Origin of the sequence: Paracoccus haeundaensis (assembly GCF_006239215.1) — a bacterium.
GTDB lineage: Bacteria > Pseudomonadota > Alphaproteobacteria > Rhodobacterales > Rhodobacteraceae > Paracoccus > Paracoccus marcusii.
Window position 1 is genome coordinate 1 of sequence record NZ_VDDC01000079.1, and the last position, 4,441, is coordinate 4,441.

Annotated in this window: 2 protein-coding genes; both read left to right on the forward strand. The window is 52.2% G+C overall.

Annotated elements, in window-relative coordinates:
- Positions 1–309: 309 nt before the first annotated feature.
- Positions 310–2,826 (forward strand): AAA family ATPase, encoded by a 2,517-nt coding sequence (locus FHD67_RS19880; RefSeq protein ID WP_139599817.1) that lies wholly within the window; start codon positions 310–312, stop codon positions 2,824–2,826.
- A gap of 31 nt (positions 2,827–2,857) precedes the next feature.
- The gene (locus FHD67_RS19885) at positions 2,858–4,177 is read left to right on the forward strand and encodes an McrC family protein (RefSeq protein WP_218062371.1); all 1,320 of its coding nucleotides are present in this window, start codon (positions 2,858–2,860) and stop codon (positions 4,175–4,177) included.
- The last annotated feature ends 264 nt before the right edge of the window (positions 4,178–4,441 follow it).

The following is a 4,441-nucleotide window of genomic DNA, read 5'->3' on the forward strand; positions in this document are numbered from 1 at the left end:
GCATAACACCCGCACAGAAACTGAAAATGGCTGCGTGAGTTCTACGACCAAACCCCGTTAAAACGGGGAGGATTACCGAAGCATCTGACATTGAGCCAGTAATAGGAGCTTTGCTGACCATTGGTTCGGTGATTTGGTCAGTTGCGGACAAGTGGGTACGATGAGATCCGGGAACGTTCGTGACCAAATGTCATGTTTGTCTCACACTTGGTCACGATCCCAAAAGCATGAAAATGCTGTCGATTCAACTGGAAACCTGTCAAATCAATATTGTCCAAACCATCCACCCAAAAGCGAGTTGTTTTCCGAATGCCCGACTTCCAGCAACAGTACGCCCTCTGGGATGAATTCTTGAGTGTTTGGCCAGCGTCGCGCTTGGCCTCGATGACAATCGACGAATATACCCAAGCTGGTTCGCAGGACAGCTTCACCTATTGGATCGAGTCGCGCTTAGACAAGATGGGCAGTATCTGGGGCGGGTCAGCGTTCAAGTTTGGGGTCTTCTCTCGCAAAAGCACTGAAAGCAAGCCGTCCAACGCCAAACTTAGCTATTCTGACGATTACGGCTGGTATTCAACCCTTGGCGACACAGCGGATGAAGCCTTCGAGAAGGTGCGTGGACATGTTGTGCAGGTCGCGCAGCTTGCATCAGAGGGCGACCTTGACGCTATCGAAGCATTCGAACATTTAGGTGAGGCCTTCAAGTGGAAGATCGCCTTTCACTATCAAGACCGGCAGGCGCCGGTACTGGTGCATATTTTCAAACGCGATTGGCTCGCCACCTTCTTAGGCGACACAGCGAAATCCAATATGGCCACTTTGCAGAACGCAGTAATTGCCAAACGCCCTTCCGATCTTGGCATTCTGGAATTTGCGCAAGAAGTCTGGGAAACAGTGAGCAAAAAACTCCTCAAGATCTGGAAGCTTTCGCATGGTGTAAAGGACTTTTCACCTCAGGAGCGAGAAACCTACCTCGAAAAAAACCTTGGTGTCATGCATGGCGAAACTGAAAAAGGTCAGGGAAAAGAGTTTCAGAAAGCTGAGGTAGGTTCCTTGTTCTATCTGTGCCACGGCAATGAAAAAGTCGTTCTGATTGGCCAATTTACGTCCGAAGCCGAACCGTGTGAAAAAGGCGATGGCTGGCTTCAGCGTCACTATCGCGTACTTAAAAAGGCAGTCAAGGATGGTAAGTATGAAGGCAGTCAAAAGGGCTGGTCGCCAAACTATCGCTCCACTTTCAAACTTGTAGGCACGCATGATCTGCCAGAGTTTGAGGCAGCCTTGCTTCAACCGTTCTTCGATATGGATTTGGCCGAGTTGGCGGCGCTGTCAGGTGAGCCTATAGAGCCAAACAACTTCGGAAACGATCAAGAACCTTCATTTCAGGCCGTTCCGACAAAAGTTCTGGCCAGCGAACCTGTCGCCGCCTGCGTTAATCGCATCTATTACGGACCGCCCGGCACCGGGAAAACCTACGCGCTGACCCAATTACTGAAGAGCGACTATGAACAACAAGCCGAATCGATATCTGCCGATGCATGGCGCAATCAGATTATTTCCGAAAAAATCGCGGCGCTCACGTGGTGGGAAGGTTTGGCAGCAGCGTTGTACGACCTGGGTGGCAAAGCAAAGGTGCCGGATTTGGCTGCGCATCGCTTCATCCAGGCTATCGCTAGCGCCAAAAGCCGTGTCAGCGGCATAAATCAGACGCTGTGGGGAACGCTTCAAAACCATACCATCCTAGATTCCACCACAGTCAACCTTAAGCTACGGCTTGGTCCCGCCATCTTTGACAAATCAGCAGGTTCCATTTGGCGGTTTGCCGGTGACTGGGACGAAATCGGTGCTGAGCTGCGTGACCTGGTAGATGAGCTGAAAGCTGGGCCAAAGGACGATGCCACTGTTCAGCGTTACAGTTTCGTCACCTTTCACCAGTCCTATGGTTATGAGGAATTCGTCGAAGGTCTACGGCCAGTTCTGGCAGGCGATGCCGAAGAAGGCGAAGTAGCCTATGAGATCCGTCCGGGGGCATTCAAGGAGCTGTGCCGCAAAGCCCGACAGGCGCCGGATCAACGTTGGGCAATGGTCATTGATGAAATCAATCGAGGCAATATTAGCAAGATATTCGGCGAGATGATCACATTGATCGAAGGAGACAAGAGGGACCGCCTTGATGGTAGCCCCCCGTCGGCCGAAATTACCTTGGCTTATTCCGGCGAGAAATTTTCTGTACCCGCCAACGTGGATATCATCGGCACGATGAACACGGCGGATCGATCACTGGCCCTACTTGATACGGCTTTGCGCCGTCGTTTCGATTTCGTCCCGCTGATGCCAGACACTCGTGCAGAGAAAATTCCGGCCGAGCCAGACAGCGCACCACTCGCTGGGCTTGTCGTCAAGACCGAGGCTGGCGTGATCGACGTGCGCCTGATGCTCGAGCGTATCAATGATCGTATTGAGGCATTGTATGATCGTGATCATTGCATTGGTCACGCCTATTTCACCGGGCTCGTGAAGTTACAAAGCGACGCGGATCGCTTCCAGACGCTGGCAGCGATATTTCGCAATCGTATCTTGCCACTTTTGGAGGAGTATTTCTTCGAGGACTGGCGTAAAATTCGACTTGTGTTGGCCGACAATCAGAAAGCCAACGCAGCGGATCAATTCATCCGCGAAACTGCCGACCACGATCAGGATTTGTCTGAGCTGTTCGGCAACGATCATGGCCTAGACAGTTACGCGACACGGCAGCGCTATATCCTGCAAGAGTCGGCTTTCAGACAGCCCATGGCCTATATCGGCATCTACAAATCGCATTCCTGATGGTTCGGATCGGGACGCACAAATGGGTGGAGTGACAATCTACGAATTCGGCGCCTTGGTGTCTCAAGACAGCGGCGCTGAGGAATCGGAAGAATTACGTAAAGTTCCTTTCAGCGTATTTGAGTGGCTTGAGGCGCAGGCATTGGCCGCTACTGACACAGGAACTCACGCTTGGTTGCGGCTAACGCAAAAGCGCGGTCAACGCGCTATCCAGGTCACCAGCTTTGTTGGAGTCATTCGAGCTCCAGACGGCTATCAGATCGAGGTGTTGCCGAAAGTTGGCAAGCTCACTGAAGGTGGGGATGTTCAAGCAAGGCAATTGTTGATTGAGATGCTGCGTTGCCTTGGTGGCTTTCGGCACATTCAAACCGACAGCGCCAAGCTAGCTGCCACGCGAATGCCCTTGCTTGAGGTTTTCATCGAAGCGTTTCTTGGCAGTGTTGAGCAGATCGTCAAACGCGGCTTGCGCAGTGACTATAGTGCCCTGCAAGACAATATGTTTGCGCTACATGGCAAACTGCAGATGGCAGCACACTTGCGGCAGAATCTTTGCCGACGAGATCGCTTCTTTGCCGAATTCGACGATTTCTCTCCGGATCGCGCGGAAAACCGGCTTCTGCATGCTGCGTTACGTCAGGTTCTGTCATGGACAGGATCACAGACGAACGAGCGGCTCGCACGAGAACTATGCTTTGTGTTTGTCGATGTGCCAATCTCCGAACGTCCGTCGGTCGATTTGCTACGGGTGCGCCTGGATCGCGGCATGGCTCACTATTCGGACGCCCTAGCCTGGGCAAGGTTGATCCTAGAGCACGAGTCGCCTTTGACCGGAACCGGCGGGCACCGATCGCCATCATTGCTAGTTCCAATGGAGGCAGTTTTTGAGGCCTTTGTCGCCAAGCATTTAAAACGACAGCTTTCTTCCCCTTTCCATCTGAAACCACAGGTAAAGACCTTTTCGCTCGTGAGACATCTTGAACAAAACTGGTTCCGTCTGAAGCCAGATTTCCTGGTGAAGGCTTCGGGCTCAAACTGTCTTGTCCTGGATACGAAATGGAAGCTGCTGGACATCAAGAAGAAGAGCAATGGAACGGACAAGTATGGGCTGAGTCAGGTAGATTTCTATCAGCTTTATGCTTATGGACAGAGCTATCTAGATGGCCATGGCGACATTGTCCTCGTCTATCCAAAGACAGAAGCTTTTAGCCAGGCGCTGCCTGTTTTCGAGTTTCCCAAGTCCAATGGGCTGCGCCTTTGGGTGCTGCCTTTCTGCTTGCAGCAGCGAGTTTTGATCCTTCCGCCATCTGGGGCCTGCGGGACGCTCGACACCCTGTTCGCCGAATTTGCGTGAATTTCCGCATCTGCCCTGTTGAACACGAACTATCACCGGTTTCACGCGGTTGAGTGCGGGTTTGGCTACTAAGGTGCTGGATTCGCACGCAGTTTGGGTTGTTTTGTTGACCTATTGTTGACCTGGAATTTGGACAGCAAAAGCCCCGCGGAACGCGAGGCGTAATGCATTGTAGTTATTGGTAATATTGGTTGCGGGGACAGGATTTGAACCTGTGACCTTCAGGTTATGAGCCTGACGAGCTACCGGGCTGCTCTACCCCGC